12 protein-coding genes and 1 pseudogene are annotated in these 15,090 nt (G+C 70.2%); 4 read left to right on the plus strand and 9 right to left on the minus strand.

Annotated features, from left to right (window positions below; translation table 11 throughout):
* The first annotated feature begins 1 nt into the window (after position 1).
* Positions 2 to 1,042, plus strand: coding sequence for an ABC transporter ATP-binding protein (locus KZ829_RS31950; protein WP_220147565.1), 1,041 nt, complete (start codon positions 2 to 4; stop codon positions 1,040 to 1,042).
* A 54-nt stretch (positions 1,043 to 1,096) separates the two neighbouring features.
* Here KZ829_RS31950 and KZ829_RS44190 read toward each other — a convergent pair whose 3' ends face one another.
* The 9 genes and pseudogenes from KZ829_RS44190 to KZ829_RS31995 form a co-directional block, all read right to left on the minus strand.
* Positions 1,097 to 2,518, minus strand: a complete 1,422-nt coding sequence (locus tag KZ829_RS44190; RefSeq protein ID WP_281428284.1) for a calcium-binding protein — start codon at positions 2,516 to 2,518, stop codon at positions 1,097 to 1,099.
* Between the two features lie 28 nt (positions 2,519 to 2,546).
* A complete protein-coding gene (locus tag KZ829_RS31960) occupies positions 2,547 to 4,106 on the minus strand; it encodes a beta-N-acetylhexosaminidase (protein ID WP_308285744.1) in 1,560 nt (519 codons plus the stop codon).
* A 35-nt stretch (positions 4,107 to 4,141) separates the two neighbouring features.
* The gene (locus tag KZ829_RS31965) at positions 4,142 to 5,575 is read right to left on the minus strand and encodes a calcium-binding protein (RefSeq protein ID WP_220147568.1); all 1,434 of its coding nucleotides are present in this window, start codon (positions 5,573 to 5,575) and stop codon (positions 4,142 to 4,144) included.
* Positions 5,576 to 5,600: 25 nt separating this feature from the next.
* Positions 5,601 to 6,980 carry a calcium-binding protein gene (locus tag KZ829_RS31970; RefSeq protein ID WP_220147569.1) on the minus strand — a complete coding sequence of 460 codons (1,380 nt, stop codon included), beginning with the start codon at positions 6,978 to 6,980 and terminating at the stop codon, positions 5,601 to 5,603.
* Between the two features lie 196 nt (positions 6,981 to 7,176).
* Complete coding sequence (locus KZ829_RS31975; RefSeq protein ID WP_220147570.1) at positions 7,177 to 8,271, minus strand: calcium-binding protein; 1,095 nt, start codon at positions 8,269 to 8,271, stop codon at positions 7,177 to 7,179.
* Positions 8,272 to 8,340: 69 nt separating this feature from the next.
* A pseudogene (locus KZ829_RS31980) lies at positions 8,341 to 8,583 on the minus strand (hypothetical protein); the annotation flags it as partial.
* Positions 8,584 to 8,599: 16 nt separating this feature from the next.
* On the minus strand, positions 8,600 to 9,244 hold the full coding sequence (locus tag KZ829_RS31985) for an HNH endonuclease family protein (protein ID WP_220147572.1): 645 nt from the start codon (positions 9,242 to 9,244) through the stop codon (positions 8,600 to 8,602).
* 61 nt (positions 9,245 to 9,305) lie between these two features.
* Positions 9,306 to 11,027, minus strand: coding sequence for a 2-isopropylmalate synthase (gene leuA, locus KZ829_RS31990; RefSeq protein ID WP_220147573.1), 1,722 nt, complete (start codon positions 11,025 to 11,027; stop codon positions 9,306 to 9,308).
* Between the two features lie 190 nt (positions 11,028 to 11,217).
* Positions 11,218 to 11,979, minus strand: coding sequence for a hypothetical protein (locus KZ829_RS31995; protein ID WP_220147574.1), 762 nt, complete (start codon positions 11,977 to 11,979; stop codon positions 11,218 to 11,220).
* Between the two features lie 162 nt (positions 11,980 to 12,141).
* Between KZ829_RS31995 and KZ829_RS32000 the strand changes: the two genes are divergently transcribed.
* The 3 genes from KZ829_RS32000 to cutA are packed head-to-tail and all read left to right on the plus strand — an operon-like array spanning position 12,142 to position 14,803.
* On the plus strand, positions 12,142 to 13,407 hold the full coding sequence (locus tag KZ829_RS32000; RefSeq protein ID WP_220147575.1) for an aspartate kinase: 1,266 nt from the start codon (positions 12,142 to 12,144) through the stop codon (positions 13,405 to 13,407).
* Positions 13,408 to 13,415: 8 nt separating this feature from the next.
* On the plus strand, positions 13,416 to 14,483 hold the full coding sequence (locus KZ829_RS32005) for an aspartate-semialdehyde dehydrogenase (RefSeq protein ID WP_220147576.1): 1,068 nt from the start codon (positions 13,416 to 13,418) through the stop codon (positions 14,481 to 14,483).
* The gene (cutA, locus tag KZ829_RS32010) at positions 14,480 to 14,803 is read left to right on the plus strand and encodes a divalent-cation tolerance protein CutA (RefSeq protein WP_220147577.1); all 324 of its coding nucleotides are present in this window, start codon (positions 14,480 to 14,482) and stop codon (positions 14,801 to 14,803) included. Before KZ829_RS32005 ends, cutA begins: the two co-directional genes overlap by 4 nt.
* Positions 14,804 to 15,090 lie beyond the last annotated feature (287 nt).

Here is a 15,090-nt window from a genome sequence, read left to right on the forward strand (position 1 = left end):
CATGACCCAGGAACCACTGCTGGCGGTCAAAGGGCTGGAGAAGCACTTCCCGATCATGAAGGGCCTGATGCGCCGTCAGGTCGGTGCGGTTCGCGCGGTCGACGGCATCGACTTCGAGGTCTTCAAGGGCGAGACGCTGGGTCTGGTCGGCGAGTCCGGTTGTGGCAAGTCGACCACCGGCCGGCTGCTCACCCGGCTCCTCGAGCCGACCGGCGGGTCGGTCACCTTCGAGGGCAAGGACATCACCCACCTCGGTCAGGGCAAGCTGCGCCCGTTCCGGCGCGACATGCAGATGATCTTCCAGGACCCGTTCTCGTCGCTGAACCCGCGGCACACCGTGGGCGCGATCGTCGGGGCGCCGTTCCGGATCCAGAACGTCAAGACCGAGCACGGCATCAAGCGGGCCGTGCAGGACCTGCTCAAGCTGGTCGGCCTGAACCCGGAGCACTACAACCGGTACCCGCACGAGTTCTCCGGCGGCCAGCGGCAGCGCATCGGCATCGCCCGTACGCTCGCCCTGCGCCCGAAGATGATCGTCGCCGACGAGCCGGTCTCGGCCCTCGACGTGTCGATCCAGGCCCAGGTCGTGAACCTGCTCGAGGACCTCCAGAGCGAGTTCGACCTGACGTACGTCTTCATCGCGCACGACCTGTCGGTGGTCAAGCACATCTCCGACCGGGTCGCCGTCATGTACCTCGGCAAGATCGTCGAGATCGCCGACCGGGACGAGCTGTACAGCCGGGCGCGTCACCCGTACACCGTGGCCCTGATGTCCGCGGTCCCGGTGCCGGACCCGGTCCGCCGTGATCGCGCGCAGCGCGAGCGCGTGCTGCTCACCGGCGACGTGCCGAGCCCGATCAACCCGCCGTCCGGCTGCCGGTTCCGCACCCGCTGCTGGAAGGCGCAGGACATCTGCGCGACCGAGGAGCCGCCGCTGATCGAGCGGCTCGACGACCCGTCCGGCCACCAGACCGCCTGTCACTTCCCGGTGACCGACGACGAGGTGGTGGCGGGCCGCCGACCGGCGGTCGGCAAAGCCTGACAGGTACGAAGAAGGCCGCTCCCGAGCCGGGAGCGGCCTCTTTCGTGTTCCGGGCTATTCGATCAGGCCGTACTCCTTGAGCACCGGGAGGCTGAACGGCTTGGAGTATTCGCAGTTCAGCACGGTGTCGGCGGGCGTGGTGCCGGCGACGCAGTTGTCACCGGTCGCGGTGGCGTTGTCGCCTCCGTCGAGGAGATCGGCGCTGCCGTCCGCGACATCCCCACCGGACAGCGCGTCGTCGCCCGTCTCGCCGTAGACCCTGTCGAGGCCGGCGCCGCCGACCAGGGCGTCGTCGCCGCCGGCGCCGCGGATGGTGTCGTCACCCGCGAGACCGTCGATCCGGTTGCCGCCGCCGTTGCCGGTGAGCACGTCGTTGTGGGCGGAGCCGACGATGTGCTCCACGTCCGCGCCGACGGTGTCGCGTTCGCCCGCCCTGCCGTCGTCGGCGACGCCGTCGAGGTCGACGGTGACCGGTCCGGAGTGGTAGGTGTAGTTCACCGTGTCCGAGCCGGCGCCGCCCAGCATGAGGTCGGTGCCCGCGCCGGTGTCGAAAAGGTCGTCCCCGGCGCCGCCGTAGAGCTTGTCGTTGCCGCCGTAGGTGTCGCGGAACCAGTCGTCGCCGCCCCCGCCGACCAGGATGTCGTTGCCGTTCTGGCCCTGCAGGAAGTTGGGGCCGTTGCCGCCGGTCAGCCGGTCGTCGCCCCACCCGCCGGAGAAGTCCTCGATCCCGAGGAGGGTGTCGCCCTCGCCCTTGCGGCCGTCGTCGCGCTTGCCGCTGTCCGAGTCGGCGGTGACCGCCTTCCGGCGGTGGAAGTAGGAGACCTGGTCGACACCGGTGCCGCCGTCGACCAGGTCCGCGTCGGCCGACTTGGTGTCGGAGCCCTGGCCATGGCCGTCGTTGCCGGCGCCGCCGTACTCGCGATCGTTGCCCTTGCCACCCGCGATGCCGTCGTTCCCGGCACCGCCGTAGATCACGTCGTTGCCGTCGTCGCCACTCAGCCGGTCGTCGCCGCCGAGGCCGTAGATCCGGTCCGCGCCGGTGTTGCCGTGGAACTCGTCCTCCCGCGCGCCGCCGGTCAGCCGGTCGTTGCCGCTGCCGCCCCACGCGTGCAACCGCAGGCTGGACTTGTTGACGACGCTGTCGTTGCCGGAGCCGAGCCCGACCCGGACCTTGGCGATCGGCTTCGGGTCGGTGCAACGGACCCTGGTCTTGTCGCCCTTGACCGCGGCGCAGCCCTTGCCGGCCTTCACGGTCACCCGGTCGTCGATGGTGATCACGCTGCTGTTGCCGCTGACCACGACCGTGTTGGTCCTACCGGAGCCGGCGGTGAAGATCACCTTGGGCCCGCTGGAGTCGAAGCCGATGTAGGCCAGGCCGGTGGAGGCCGCCTGTGCCGGGCCGGCGAACGCCCCGGCCGCGGCGGTGGTGCTGAGCAGCGCCACTCCGGCTCTGGTCAGCCAGGTGCGACGAGACATGTGCATATCCTTCCCCCGTGCGAATTGCTCAGGACCAGTTGATCTGCGGTGAGCGGTGAAATCCCACCCCGTCCCGGATCCAGCGCGGACCGTAGGCGCCCAACCTGGCACGAAAGGATGACCAGTCGTGCGCCGCGCGCGGTGACCAGCCCAGTTCGGCGATCGCCACGAGGCGCGGGAAGGCCAGGAAATCGATGTCGGCCGAATCCCGGAGGGTCTCCGACCAGAGCGGGGCCTCGACCCCGAGAATCGCACTTTCCGGTACGTCGGACAGCAGGCGGGCCGGATCCCAGTCGTACGCGGTCCGGACCTCGATGTACCCGGCCCATGCCAGCCCGCCCGGCGTGAGCATGTCGTACTTCATGTCGAGATACGAGCGGTTCGCCGGGGAGAGGACGACCCGGGCGCCGGCCGCCACCGCGGTCGCCACCGAGGGGCTGGTCCGTTCCCGGCCCCAGAACTGGATCACCGCGTCGGCCGCGGACGGGGACTGGGCGATCTCGTGCCAGCCGTACGGGATCTTCCCGTACTTCCGGACCAGCGGCAGCACCCGCTTCTGGAAGGTCAGGTAGCTGCCGTGCGGCGTGGACATCGCCTCGTCACCACCGATGTGCAGGTACGGCCCGGGCGTCATCTCGGCCAGTTCACGGATGACGTCCTCGGCGAACCGGTAGGTGACGTCGGCGGAGACGCAGAGGGAGCTGTACCCGACCCGCATGTCGGTCCGCGGGCGCGGCGCCACCCCGTCACAGGTGAGCTCGGGGTAGGCGACCTGTGCGGCGTTCACGTGGCCCGGCATGTCGATCTCGGGGACGATCGTGATGAACCGGTCGGCGGCGTACCGGACCAGCTCCCGGTAGTCGTCCTTGGTGAGGAAACCGCCGCCGTCGCCACCCACGCCGGTTCCGGGTGCCCCGCCCACCTCGGTGAGCCTCGGCCAGCTGTCGATCCGGATGCGCCAGCCCTGGTCGTCGCTGAGGTGCAGGTGCAGATGATTGATCTTGAAGCGGCTGAGCTGGTCGATGTAGCGGCGGATCTCGGCCGGCTCGTGGAAGTGGCGGGCCAGGTCGAGCATGGCGCCGCGGTAGGCGTACCTCGGCCGGTCCACGATCGTGCCGCCCGGAAGGGCCCAGCGGCGCCGCTGCGGTGACGTCGACTCGATCTCCGGCGGCAGCAGCTGGCGCAGGGTCTGCACCCCGGCGAACAGCCCCGCCGGCCCGGTCGCCCGCAATGCGACGCCGGCCGGACCGATGTCGAGGCGGTAACCCTCGTCCGGATGGCCCGGTTCCAGCACCAGGGCGATCGCCCGCGCCCGGCCGTCCGCCACCACCGGCAGCGGGAAGCCGGTGCCCGGCCGGAGAGCCTCCGCGAGCTGCCCGGCCACCGGCACCGCGGCACCGGAGGCGGTGATCACGGTGCCGGAGGTGAGCCGAAAGCCGTCGCCGGGGGCCGGGCTCGCCTCGGCGACCGCGGGAAGCACGTCGGTCAGGGCGATCGCCGGGCGTTCCGGCGGCCGGCTCGCCGAGGCGGTGGCGGTGATCAGGGGAAGAGCCGTCACGAGGGCGACGGCCAGGCGGGTGAGACGCACCCGCCCGACCGTACCCATCGATCACCAGCCCCGTCTCAGCGCTCGCAGCCCGACAGCACGTCGGTCGGGAAAGCGCGGCACAGGTCGCCGGCGGAGTACTGCGCGCCGCCGTCGAGCTGGTCGGCGGCCTGGACGCCGGAGGGGTCCTCGCCGCTCAGGTCGTCGTCGCCGGCCTCGCCCCAGAGCCGGTCCGCGCCGTCCAGCCCGAGCAGAACGTCGCTGCCCCCGCCGCCGCGGAGATCGTTCGCCGACGCGTTGCCGGTCAGCCGGTCGCCGTAGATCGTGCCGAGCAGGTTCTCGACGTCGGCGCCGACCGTGTCACCCTCACCGGACCGGCCGTCGTCGCCGGGCGCGCCGTCGAGGTCGACGGTCACCGGGTTGCGCTGACGGTCCGAGTAGTCGACGGTGTCGGCACCGCTGCCGCCGCGCACCACGTCGGCGGCGATCGGGTCGATGACGTACGGGCCGTCGTCGCCGCTCTCGGTCTCGGCGAAGTCCGGCTTCACGTAGTCGTTGCCGGAGCCGGCGTCGATCACGTCCCGACCGCCGCCACCGCCGAGCCGGTCGTCGCCGCCACCACCGGTGATCCGGTCCGCGCCGGAGCCGCCGTTGATGGTGTTGTGCCCGCCGTTGCCGGTCAGGACGTCGTTGCCGACGCCACCGACGAGACCCTCCACGTCTCCGGCGATCGTGTCCCGCTCGCCCTTGACGCCGTCGTCGCCGCGGGCACCGTCCAGGTCCGCGACGATGGCCTCCCGGCGATTCCAGTAGTTCGCGTAATCGGTTCCCGAGTCGCCGCGCAGCAGGTCGGCGCCGGTGCCGCCGTCGAGGTCGTCGTCATGGGAGCCGCCGTAGAGGGCGTCCGTACCGGAACCGCCGGTGAGGCCGTCGTTGCCGGAGCCACCCCAGAGGGTGTCGTTGCCGGTGCCGCCGCTGATCCCGTCGTGGCCGGTGCCGCCGGAGAGCCGGTCGGCGCCGCTGTTCCCCTCGATGTGGTCGCGGCCGCCGTTGCCCCAGATCTTGTCGTTGCCGGTGCCGCCGAACAGCTCGTCGGTGAGCGTCCCGCCCTGCAAGCTGTCGTTGCCGGTGCCGCCGTAGGCACGCATCCGCAGGCCGGTCTTGTTGACCAGGGAGTCGGACCGGTCGCCCAGGTTGACCAGAAGGGTCCAGTAGTCGCTCGAGCCGCTGAACGTACAGCGGACCCGGGTCGCGTCGCCCTTGACCGCCTTGCAGCCCTGGCCGGCCTTGAGCCGGACCCGGTCGTCGATGGTGACCGTCCGGCCGGAGCGGGTGACCACCACCTTGTTGGTGGCCTTCCCGGCGGCGGTGTACCTGACCTCGTAGGTGCCGGCCGGCAGGCTCACCACGCCGGTCGCGGCGGCCTGCGCCGGCGCGGCGGCCAGGCCGGCCCCGACCGCGGTGGTGAACAGGATGACGCCGGCGCGTAACGGCAGTGCCCTACGTCCCATGGTGCTTCCTCCCGTGATCCAGGTTTCAGCTCTCGCAGTTGATCGCGGTGTCCTCGTCCGCGTTGTAGCTGCACGCGTCACCGGAGACGTGCGTGCCACCGTCGAGGGCGTCCCGGCCGCCGTCGGCCGTGGTGCCCGGCTCGCTGCCGGCGATGAGCCGGTCGTCGCCCGCGCCGCCCTGGATCTTGTCGGCACTGTCGTCGCCGCCGATGATGACGTTGTTCGCGGCGTTGCCGATCAAGGTGTCCGAGCCATAGCCGCCGGTCAGGTTCTCGACGTCGGCGCCGACCGAGTCGTGCTCGCCCTTCACACCGTCGTCGCGGGACTGGCCGTCCAGGTCGACGGTGATCGGCTCCCAGTAGCCGCGGTAGTTGGCCAGGTCCACGCCGGGTCCGCCGACCAGCACGTCGCCGTAGAGCTTCTCGGTGTCGTGGTGCACCGATCCGTCGCCGGTGAGGCTGTCGTTGCCGGCGCCGCCGTTCAGCAGGTCGTGCCCGGTGTCGCCGTGAAGCGAGTCGTCGCCGCCCTGCCCGTAGAGCCGGTCGTTGCCGCCGCCACCGTGCAGGACGTTCACGCCGGCGGTGCCGATGAGGGTGTCGTTGCCGGAGCCGCCGGAGAGGTTCTCGACGTCGGTGGCGATGGTGTCCTTGCCGCCCTTGACGCCGTCGTCGCCCTTGACCCCGTCGGCGTCCGCGGTGACCGGCTTCTTCGCGTCGAAGTAGTCGACCACGTCGGTGCCCGCGCCGCCGCTGAGGTAGTCGGCCTCGGTGCGGCCGCTCGCGGACAGGTGGTCGTCGCCGGTCGAGCCGTAGAGCTTGTCCTTGCCGGCGCTCTCCACCAGGGAGTCGTTGCCGGCGCCGCCGTTGGACCGGTCGTTGCCGCTGCCGTCGTCCAGCCGGTCGGCGCCGGCGCCGCCGTAGAGGTTGTCGTTGCCGCTCTCGCCGTACAGCCAGTCGTTGCCGCCCGCGCCGGCGATCGTGTCGTTGCCCGAGCCGCCGTGCAGGTAGTCCTTGTCGGAGCCGCCGGAGAGGTGGTCGTTGCCGGTGGAGCCGAACGCGTACACGATCAGGCCGGTCCGGTTCACCAGGATGTCGTTCCTGCTGCCCAGGCGGATGCTCGCGTACTTGGCGCCGGTGCAGGTCACCTTGGTCCGGTCGCCGGCGACCGCCTTGCAGCCCTTGCCCGCCTTGATCCGGTACTTGTCGTCGATGGTCACCGTGCCACCGGACTCGGTCACCAGCACCTGGTTGGCCAGGCCACTACCGGCCTGGAAGACGAGTTTGACGCCGGACACCGAGGCCACGCCGGTCGAAGCGGCCTGGGCCGGGCCGGCGCCCATCGCGATCGTGGCGGTGGTGCCCAGCAGCGCCACGCCGGCTCTGACCGCCCAGGTGAGTCGAGACATGTTTTCTCCCCCGTACCGAGAACTTCATCGATGACGCAGGATCTGTTAGATCCGCGTTAAGCGATGGAAGCCCACCTCGCCCCGCACCCGGCGCGGACCGTAGGTGCTCAACGTGGCACGAAAGGATGACCAACCCGTGTCGAGATAGGACCGGGCGGGCGGGTGAGACCCACCCGCCCGCCCGCAGTCGCTCTGATCAGCGCTCGCAGTACTGCTTCACGTCATTGGTGTACGCGATGCACAGGTCCCCGGCCGGGGTGCCGTCCATGCCGCCGTTGAGCAGGTCGGCCTCGGTGTTGGCGCTGCCGGTGCCGTCGGCGCCGTCCAGGCGGTCGTCGCCGGGGTTGCCGTAGAGCCGGTCCGCACCCGGGCCGCCCAGCAGCACGTCCTCGCCGGCGCCACCGGCGAGCTGGTCGTTGCCACCCCAGCCCACCAGCGTCTCGTTCCCTTCGCGGCCGTAGAGCCGGTCGTCGCCCTCGCCGCCGTGGAGGACCTCGACGTCGGTGGCCACGAGGTCCTGCTCCCACCCGTTCAGTCCGCCGCTCGAGTGCTGATTGTCGAGGGAGATCACGACCATGCCGCGGTAGGTCTGGTAGCTGACGGTGTCCCGGCCGGAACCGCCGTAGACCTTGTCCTTGTCGCCACGGATGACGGTGTTGTGCATGTCGAGGAGATCGTCGCCGAGCCCGCCGTACATCTGGTCCTTGCCGTTGAACCCGATCAGGTGGTCGTTGCCGGCGCCGCCGCTGACGTAGTCGTGACCGGTGTCGCCGCTGACGAAGTCGTTGCCGACGCCGCCGTAGAGCTTGTCGTCCGCGGTGCCGCCGGAGATCCGGTCGTTGCCGCCGCCGCCGACGAGCACGTCCTTGCCGGACTGGCCGTACAGGTAGTCGCCGAAGGCGCCGCCGTAGACGGTGTCGGTGCCGGAGCCGGCCCAGGCGACCAGGCGCAGCACGCTGCGGTTGGTGATCCGGTCGGCCTTGTCGTACGTGAAGACCCGGACCCGCTCCACCGCCACCACGTCGGGGGCGCAGGTGACCTTGGTCTTGTCGCCCTTGACCGGCTTGCAGCCCTTGCCGGCCTTGATCGGGTACTTGTCGTCGATGACGACGGCCCGGTCGGTCGTGGTGATGACCACCCGGTTGGCCTTGCCGGACGCCGCCTTGTATTCAACGGTGGTGCCGATCGTCGACGCGACGCCGACCGAGGCGGCCTGGGCGGCCCCCGGGGCGGCGAGCACGCCGACGCCGATAGTGGTGAGTAGAGCCATGCCGATGCGAAGCTTGCGCATGCCGATGCCTTTCGTGCCCCCGTGGACGTTGATGCGCCGCATCATAAGTGGGCCCGGCAACAGATCGCGTCAGCCTTCGGGTCGATGCAGCAGGCCGGTGACTATCGCGTGCACGGTGTCCAGATCCGCCGGATCGGCGAGCGGGCCGCGGCCGCCGGTGACCGTGTACCACTCGTCGGCGTCCCTGTACTGCACGCGCACGGTGACCTGACCGTCGGCGAGCTCGGTGCGCAGGGTCAGGTCACCGGTCACCACCCCGACCTCGTCGGTCATCACCCCGCCCGGGCCGGGCACGATGTCGGTGGTTCGGCTCTGCTCGTCGGCCATGTCAGCAGGTCCTCAGCATCTCGTCGAGAGAGTCCTTCTCCTTCTCCGTGACGCTGAGTTTCCAGAAGGACTTCACTTCAATCCAGTCCTGAGCGTACGTGCACCAGCTGCCCTTCTCGGCCGGCTTCCAGGTCGACGGGTCCTGGTCGCCCTTCGACCGGTTGGACGAGGCGGACACCGCGAGGAGCTGCGGGCGGTCCAGATCGTTGGCGAAGTCGCCGCGTTCGTCGTCGGTCCACCTGTCGGCGCCGGAGCGCCAGGCGTTGGCGAGCGGGACCATGTGATCGATGTCCACCTTGGTGGGCGAGGTCAGCACGTCGCCGTCGTACACGCTGGTCCAGGTGCCGGCGACGACATTGCAGCCGGAGAGCTTGACCTTGTCGCCGTCACGTTCCAGCACGGTGTCCCGGACGTCGCAGTTCTTGCCGGCGCTGCGCCAGTGCGGGAACCTGTCCCGGCTGTAGCCCTTCATCGACCGGGGCGCGGCGACGGTCAGGTCGGACAGCAGATCAGCGGCCTGCCCCACCTCACCGGATTCGGGGGCGGGCGCGGTGCTGCCGGGGGAGGACTCGACCACCGTGCAGCCGGTCAGCAGGGCGGCGGTCAGGGCGAGGGGAAACCATCGAAAGGCGTTACTCGGGGGCACGTACCCCAGGGTAAGGGTGACCCCCGCGTGCCGCAGATCGCCGCACGCGGGGGAGTGAATGTCAGCTCGCGCGGTTGACCGCGCTGGTCACCGCTTTGATGGACGCGCTCACGATGTTGGCGTCGATGCCGACACCCCAGACGGCCACGTCACCCACCTCGCACTCGACGTACGCCGCGGCCTGCGCGTCGCCGCCCGAGGTCAGCGCGTGCTCGTTGTAGTCCAGCACCCGGGCCTTGATCCCCAGCGGGGCGATGGCCTGCACGAACGCGTCGATCGGGCCGTTGCCGACACCGGTCAGCGACCGGCGCTCGGGGCCCAGCGCCACCTGGGCGTCGATCTCGACCTTGCCGTCCACCGTCGCGGTGCTGTAGCCGGCCACCCGGATCGTCGGGTCGGTCTGGTGGTCGACCAGGTACTCCTTGGCGAAGTAGTCCCACATCTGCTGCGGGGAGACCTCGCCGCCGTCGTTATCGGTGTGCTGCTGCACCACGCCGGAGAACTCGATCTGCAGCCGCCGCGGCAGATCCAGCTTGTGCTCCTCCTTCATGATGTACGCCACGCCACCCTTGCCGGACTGCGAGTTGACCCGGATGACCGCCTCGTAGGTGCGGCCCACGTCCTTCGGGTCGATCGGCAGGTACGGAACGCCCCACGTGAAGTCGTCGATCGGGGTGCCGGCGTCGGTGGCGTCGGCCTCCAGCGCGGAGAAGCCCTTCTTGATCGCGTCCTGGTGCGAGCCGGAGAAGGCGGTGTAGACCAGATCCCCCGCGTACGGGTGACGCTCGTGCACCGGCAGCTGGTTGCAGTACTCCACGGTGCGCTTGATCTCGTCGACGTTCGAGAAGTCGATCTGCGGGTCGATGCCCTGCGAGAACAGGTTCAGCCCCAGGGTGACCAGGTCGACGTTGCCGGTGCGCTCGCCGTTGCCGAACAGGCAGCCCTCGATCCGGTCGGCGCCGGCCAGCAGGCCCATCTCGGCGGCCGCGACCGCGGTGCCCCGGTCGTTGTGCGGGTGCAGGCTCAGGATGACGCTGTCGCGCCGGGGCAGGTTGCGGTGCATCCACTCGATCGAGTCGGCGTACACGTTCGGCGTGGCCATCTCGACAGTGGCCGGCAGGTTGATGATCAGCGGCCGGGCCGGGGTCGGGTCGATCACGTCGATCACGGCCGAGCAGATCTCCAGCGCGTACTCCAGCTCGGTGCCGGTGTACGACTCGGGCGAGTACTCGTAGAAGATCTCGGTGTCCGGGGTGTGGATCTCCGCGTACTTCTGGCAGAGCCGCGCGCCCTGCGTCGCGATGTCGGTGATCCCGTCCCGGTCCAGGCCGAAGACCACCCGGCGCTGCAGCACCGAGGTCGAGTTGTAGAAGTGCACGATGGCGCGCTTGGCGCCGCGGATCGACTCGAAGGTGCGGTCGATCAGGTGCTCCCGGCACTGCACCAGCACCTGGATGGTGACGTCGTCCGGGATCAGGTCCTGCTCGATCAGCTGACGGACGAAGTCGAAGTCGGTCTGGCTGGCCGCCGGGAAGCCGACCTCGATCTCCTTGTAGCCCATCTTCACCAGCAGCATGAACATCCGCCGCTTGCGCTCGGGCGACATCGGGTCGATCAGGGCCTGGTTGCCGTCCCGCAGGTCGACCGCACACCAGCGCGGCGCCTTCTCGGTGACACGGCCCGGCCACTGCCGGTCGGGCAGGGTGATGGAGAACTGTTTCTGATAAGCCTCGTAGCGCTGGAACGGCATCGGGCTGGGCTGCTGAGGGCCGTAGACGGACATGTGGGACTGCTCCAGTCAGGAAGAAGACGAGCAGGCGGCGTGCGTCACCTCCGCGACGAGGTGCCGACCTGGAATGGGGCCTCGTCGCGGCAGCGAAGGAGAAGGTTCACCTGCCACATGTCGCCAGCCACGTTACGTCAAGCGTTTCCGAACGGCTATCCGAACGCCCGGATCGTGGGAAGGGCGACGGTCAGGACGGGGCCGATCCACTCGGCTGGACGACCGGCGGTGGGCTGCTCATGCCCATCGGCTCACCGGCCACCTCCGGGCCGGGCAGTTGGAGGGTGGGCGGCCCGGCGACCTGACGGACCAGCTTGAGCACGCCGTACTCGACCCGGGCCGCGGTCAGCAGCCCGTCCGCCGAGTAGCAGTAGATGCCGACGTCCACCGGCGGGTCCAGGGCGGCGCTCACCGAGTCGACGGCGTAGCAGGTGCCCTGCGCGCCGGTCAGCGGTCGCACCGCGGAGACCGCCAGCGGCGCCTTCCGGTCGGTGAAGACGGTCAGCCACTGCCGGAACAGGCGCTGCACCTTCGGGTCGTACCGGCGTGGCACCTTGTCACCGCGCTCGGCCACCCGGATGCAGGTGGGGCTCACCGGCTGGGTCGACGTGGTCAGACCGCACTGGTAGACGCCGGCCGCCACCTTGATGATCGTGACGCCGGCCGTGCCGCCGAGCGCGCCGAGCGGGATGTCCACCCGCCAGGTGCCGTCGTCGGCGACCGAGGCGACCACGTCCCGCGGGCTGCCGTCGCCGACGTCGAACGTGTAGAGCGCGGCGTACCGGCGGTCCAGGGCCAGCGCGGCCAGGCCGGCCAGCTGATCCCGGGCCTCGGGTTCCGGGTCGGCGACCGACACGGCGGTCTCGGGAACCGCTTCGGGGGCACTCTCACTGCCGCAGCCGGTCAGGCCGAACGCCAGCACGGCGACGGTGAACGCGGAGGGAAGGCGCATCGCGACATTCTCGCCCCATACCGTGCGATGCCCCCGGTACGGCGGCCCACCGCCCCCGGCGTGTCGCGCCATCCCGGCCGGATTCTGGGATCGCATGTCGAGGCGAACGAGTCGCGCGGCTAGGGTGGTGGCGATCCGTTTAGCCGAAGGAATGGTTTCGCCGTGGCTCTAGTGGTGCAGAAGTACGGTGGTTCGTCGGTAGCGAACGCCGAGCGCATCAAGCGGGTGGCCGAGCGCATCGTGGCCGCCCGGAAAGCCGGCGACGACGTGGTCGTCGTGGTCTCCGCCATGGGCGACACCACCGATGAGCTGATGGACCTGGCCAACCAGGTCAGCCCGCTGCCACCCGGCCGTGAACTCGACATGCTGCTCACCTCGGGCGAGCGGATCTCGATGGCGCTGCTCGCCATGGCGATCCACAACCTGGGCTACGAGGCCCGGTCCTACACCGGCTCCCAAGCCGGCGTGCTGACCACCTCGGTGCACGGCAAGGCGCGGATCATCGACGTCACCCCGGGCCGCCTGCGGACCGCGCTGGACGAGGGCGCCATCGCCATCGTCGCCGGCTTCCAGGGCGTCTCGCAGGACACCAAGGACATCACCACCCTCGGCCGCGGCGGCTCGGACACCACCGCCGTCGCGCTGGCCGCGGCGCTGCACGCCGATGTCTGCGAGATCTACACCGACGTGGACGGCGTCTTCACCGCGGACCCGCGGATCGTGCCGGACGCCAAGCACATCAAGAAGATCACGTACGAGGAGATGCTCGACCTCGCGGCGGGCGGCGCGAAGGTGCTGATGTTGCGATGCGTGGAGTACGCGCGCCGGTTCAGCGTGCCGATCCACGTACGCTCTTCGTACTCGAACAAAGAAGGCACGCTCGTCACCGGCTCGATGGAGGACCCTGACGTGGAGAACGCACTGATCACCGGGGTCGCGCACGAGCGCAGCGACGCGAAGATCACGATTGTCGGCGTGCCCGACGAGCCCGGCGCCGCCGGCCGCATCTTCGAGACGGTCGCCAAGGCTGAGATCAACATCGACATGATCGTGCAGAACGTGTCGACCGAGGGCACCGGCCGCACCGACATCTCGTTCACCCTGCCGAAGGCCGACGGCCAGACCGCGATGAACGCGCTCGACAAGATCAAGGACCAGGTCAAGTTCAAGGGCCTGCTCTTCGACGACCACATCGGCAAGGTCTCTCTGGTCGGCGCCGGCATGCGCTCGCACCCGGGTGTCGCCGCCGAGTTCTTCGCCACCATCGGCGCGGCCGGCGTCAACATCGAGATGATCTCCACCTCGGAGATCCGGGTCTCGGTCGTCTGCCGGGACACCGATCTCGACACCGCGGTGCGTGCCGTGCACGCCGCGTTCGAGCTCGGCAGTAACGAGGAAGCCGTCGTCTACGGCGGTACCGGCCGGTAACCCGGTCGATGGCGCAGCCCACGCTCGCCGTCGTCGGAGCCACCGGCTCCGTCGGGTCCGTCATGCTCGAGCTGCTCTCGTCCCGGCGCAACGTCTGGGGCGAGATCCGGCTCATCGCGTCGGCGCGGTCCGCCGGCAAGACGCTGACCTGCCGTGGCGAGCGGCTCGACGTTGTCGAGCTGACCGCCGAGGCGTTCGACGGCGTCGACGTGGCGATGTTCGACGTCCCCGACGCGGTGTCCGAGCACTGGGCGCCGATCGCGGTCTCCCGGGGCGCGACCGTGGTGGACAATTCGTCCGCCTTCCGGATGCGGCCGGACGTGCCGCTCGTGGTGCCCGAGGTCAACCGCGAGGCGGTCCACGACCGCCCGGTCGGCATCGTGTCCAGCGCCAACTGCACGGTGGCCGCGATGATCATCGCGGTGTCGCCGCTGCACGACGAGTACGGGCTCCGCGAACTCGTCCTGGCGTCCTACCAGGCGGCCTCCGGGGCCGGCCAGGCCGGCGTGGACACCCTCCACGACCAGCTCACCAAGGTGGCCGGCGACCGGCTCCTCGGCGGCCGCCCCGGCAACGTCCGGCAGGCCGTCGGCGACGACCTGGGCCCGTTCCCGGCCCCGCTGGCGCTCAACGTGGTGCCCTGGTCCGGGGAGCTGGCCGATCTCGGCTGGTCCTCCGAGGAGCTGAAACTCCGAAACGAGTCCCGCAAGATCCTCAGCCTGCCGGCGCTCAAGGTCTCCGCCACGTGCGTCCGGGTCCCGGTCGTCACCGGCCACTCGATCGCCGTGCACGCCGTCTTCGCCGCCGAGGTGACCGCGGACGGCGCCCGCCAGGTCCTGCGCAACGCCCCCGGCGTCATCCTGGTCGACGATCCGGAGGCCGGCGAGTTCCCGATGCCGATCGACGCGGTCGGCACCGACCCGTCCTGGGTGGGCCGCATCCGCCGGGCGATGGACGATCCCCGCGCCCTGTCGTTCTTCATCACCGGCGACAACATGCGCAAGGGCGCCGCCCTCAACACCGTTCAGATCGCCGAACTGATCGCCGCCGAGCTGGCCAAGGGCGCCCCCGCATGACCGGCATCTGCGAGGTGATCATCACGGCGTCCGATCCGGAGTGGCTCGCCGCCTTCACCCGCCGCCTGATCGAGGACCGCCTGGCCGCCTGCGGTCAGCAGATCACCGCGATCCGCTCGCTGTACCGCTGGGACGGCGCCATCCAGGACGATCCCGAGGCCCGGGTGGCCCTGCACACCCGCCTCGACCTGGTTCCCCTGATCATCGAACGAGCCGACGCCGAGCACCCCTACGACGTCCCGTGCGTCCTGGCGGTCCCGGTCATCGCGGCCAATCCGGCCTACATCGCCTGGGTCCAGACCGAAACCCGAACCCCTTGAACCTTTTCCCTGTACGCACAAAGCCGCGACCCCCTGGCGGGTCAAGCCTGTGCCGCCCCCGCCGGGCGTAGATCGGTGGTCCCTCTCCCGCCCACCCCCGCCGACGCGTGCGGAGGACCCGCGTCGTCCCCGCTACCTCGATCCGCCTCTCGCGTCGTTCCCGCCACCCCGATCCACCTCACACACTGTTCCCGCCACCCCCAACAGCGCGATCTTGAGTCCTGGTTGTCCCCGGAGCACCCATCAGCGCTCATGATCAAAGCCTGTTTGTCGATGTTGGGCTTTCG

It is taken from the genome of Actinoplanes hulinensis, assembly GCF_019429605.1.
GTDB classification, from domain to species: domain Bacteria; phylum Actinomycetota; class Actinomycetes; order Mycobacteriales; family Micromonosporaceae; genus Actinoplanes; species Actinoplanes campanulatus.

Bases quoted from the DNA above. Each gene is read 5' to 3' on its own strand.
- KZ829_RS32005 (WP_220147576.1), top strand. From the start codon at position 13,416: ATGGCGCAGCCCACGCTCGCCGTCGTCGGAGCCACCGGCTCCGTCGGG.
- cutA (WP_220147577.1), top strand. From the start codon at position 14,480: ATGACCGGCATCTGCGAGGTGATCATCACGGCGTCCGATCCGGAGTGG.
- KZ829_RS31975 (WP_220147570.1), bottom strand. From the start codon at position 8,271: ATGCGCAAGCTTCGCATCGGCATGGCTCTACTCACCACTATCGGCGTC.
- KZ829_RS31965 (WP_220147568.1), bottom strand. From the start codon at position 5,575: ATGGGACGTAGGGCACTGCCGTTACGCGCCGGCGTCATCCTGTTCACC.
- KZ829_RS31970 (WP_220147569.1), bottom strand. From the start codon at position 6,980: ATGTCTCGACTCACCTGGGCGGTCAGAGCCGGCGTGGCGCTGCTGGGC.
- KZ829_RS31995 (WP_220147574.1), bottom strand. From the start codon at position 11,979: ATGCGCCTTCCCTCCGCGTTCACCGTCGCCGTGCTGGCGTTCGGCCTG.
- KZ829_RS31950 (WP_220147565.1), top strand. From the start codon at position 2: ATGACCCAGGAACCACTGCTGGCGGTCAAAGGGCTGGAGAAGCACTTC.
- KZ829_RS44190 (WP_281428284.1), bottom strand. From the start codon at position 2,518: ATGTCTCGTCGCACCTGGCTGACCAGAGCCGGAGTGGCGCTGCTCAGC.
- leuA (WP_220147573.1), bottom strand. From the start codon at position 11,027: ATGTCCGTCTACGGCCCTCAGCAGCCCAGCCCGATGCCGTTCCAGCGC.